This is a genomic window from Burkholderia sp. LMG 13014 (genome assembly GCF_905232215.1).
In the GTDB taxonomy this organism is placed as follows: domain Bacteria; phylum Pseudomonadota; class Gammaproteobacteria; order Burkholderiales; family Burkholderiaceae; genus Burkholderia.
In genome coordinates this window covers 1-2,005 of the sequence record NZ_CAJNKE010000836.1, presented here as the reverse complement: position 1 = coordinate 2,005, position 2,005 = coordinate 1, and the positions used below count along the sequence as shown (strand labels likewise).

The window sequence follows — 2,005 nt, the reverse complement described above, 5'->3', positions numbered from 1 at the left end:
CCGTGTCGGCCGCCCACACCGAGCGTCGCACGCACTTGAGCCCGCTGCGCTCGACGAGCGCCTCGACCTCGGCGAAACGCTGCGGATGACGCGGCACGAGCACCAGCAGCGTGCCGGGCGTGCGCATCGCCGCGAATGCCTCGAGCACCAGCGCCTCCTCGTTCTCGCGCGTGCTCGCGGCCACCCACACGGGCCGCGCGCCGATCGCGTCGCGCCACGCATGGCCGCGCGCCGCGAGTTCCGGCGGCGTCGTCATGTCGAACTTCAGGTTGCCGAGTACGGTCACGTTGCGTGCGCCGAGCGACGTCAGCCGCTCCGCATCGGCCGGGCTCTGCGCGAGCACGCGCGAGAAGCCGCCGAACACGTCGTGCGTCGCCGCGCCGAACTTCGACGCACGCCGGAACGAACGCGCGGACATGCGCGCATTGGTCAGCACCAACGGCACGTCCGCACGACGGCACTCGTCGATCAGCGTGGGCCACACCTCGGTTTCCATCACGAGGCCGAGCGTCGGCCGCCACGCGCGCAGGAAGCGCCGCACCGCGCCGGGCATGTCGTACGGCAGGTAGCAGCGCAGCACGCGATCGCCGAAGATCTGTTCGCCGGTCGCACGGCCGCTCGGCGTCATGTGCGTGAGCAGGATGCGCGCATCGGGGCGCGCGTGCATCAGCGCGTCGATCAGCGGCTGCGCCGCGCGCGTCTCGCCGACCGATACCGCATGCACCCAGATCAGCGGCGCGCGGTCGTCGCGTGAACGGCCTGCCACGTGGCCGAAGCGTTCACCGATGTGCTCGCGATAGCCGCGCTCCTTGCGCGAGCGCACGTAAAGCCGGATGACGGCGATCGGGGCGACGAGCCACCACAGCGCGCGATAGATCGCCCTCAGCATGCAGCGGCCCTCGTGTTGCCTCGGAGAAGATGCGCGCTCAAACCAGCGCCCTGCCCTTCAGGCGTTCGAGAATGCCGAGCGGCGCGCATTCGCGGCGGACCATCGCGTCGACCGGCAGGAAGAAGGTCTGCTCGAGCATGAACTGGCCGGACATCACAGCGTGCGAAGTCTGATCCGAGAAACATATCCACACGCAGCCGGGCGGAAACGGCATCGTCTCCTGCGGGCTCGTCTTCTGGTAGTCGAGATCGGCCTTCATGCTGTCGTGCAGGTTCAGCATCAGGTGGTCGTACGCGCTGCGCGGCGACTTCGTCACGTGCAGCAGGTTCAGCAGCCACGCGGCGCCCGGCAACTGCGGCTTGATGTGCGGCAGGAAGCGCTTCGCGACGTCCTCGAACGGCTCGCCGACGCGCCACACGCGCGGCACGCCGGCCGGGTTCACGTTCGTGAACACGCGCAGGATGCGCTCGCCGTAGTTGGGCCGCGACGGGAACGCGTCGACGTGCAGCCGGCTGTCGTCCTTGCGCCACGAGGTCTGGCGCGTCTCGACCTGCATCAGCCGCAGGCTGGTCGGCGCGACGCGCAGCTTGCCGCGGTATTCGGGAAAGAGGCCGTCGACGAGCGTGCCGGCCTGCTGCTGGAAGCGCGCGACGAGCGCGCGCACCGCCGACTGCGTGACGCTGTCGCCGAGCACGCCGGCGAGCGCGCCGCCGTTCGGCGCGAGGCTGATGTTCTTGCGTTTCGGGTCGGCGAGCGCCGGATCGAGCAGCGCTTCCTCGCCGCCTTCGATCGCGAAGCGCAGGTGCGGGAAATACAGCACCTTGCCTTCCTCGACGGCGGCCAGCAGCTGCTCGCGCGGCGCCGACAGGTTGTGTCCGCTCCAGTCGGCGGACGGGACTTCGATGATCTGGGATTCGCTCATGTTCGGTTCGCGTGGGTTCGCGCGTGTGACAGCGTTACAGGAGACCGAAGCCCGCGAGCGCCGACTTCACCTGCGCGATCGACGGGGGTTGCCCCGCCGTGCCGAGATTGACGACGTTCGGCGACCAGTAGCCGCCGGTCCGCCAGGCCGTCGCGAAATTGTACAGTTCGACCGTCGGACGCTTCAGCGCGGCC

General features: G+C 69.7%; 2 protein-coding genes and 1 pseudogene. All 3 read right to left on the bottom strand.

Annotated features, from left to right (window positions below; genetic code table 11):
• A partial coding sequence (gene waaA / locus JYJ84_RS35195; RefSeq protein WP_205190171.1) for a lipid IV(A) 3-deoxy-D-manno-octulosonic acid transferase occupies positions 1–889 on the bottom strand: 889 nt, incomplete at its 3' end.
• A 37-nt stretch (positions 890–926) separates the two neighbouring features.
• Positions 927–1,811 (bottom strand): Kdo hydroxylase family protein, encoded by an 885-nt coding sequence (locus JYJ84_RS35190; RefSeq protein ID WP_085039638.1) that lies wholly within the window; start codon positions 1,809–1,811, stop codon positions 927–929.
• A 34-nt stretch (positions 1,812–1,845) separates the two neighbouring features.
• Positions 1,846–2,005 (bottom strand): annotated as a pseudogene (locus tag JYJ84_RS35185) (lipopolysaccharide heptosyltransferase I); the annotation flags it as partial.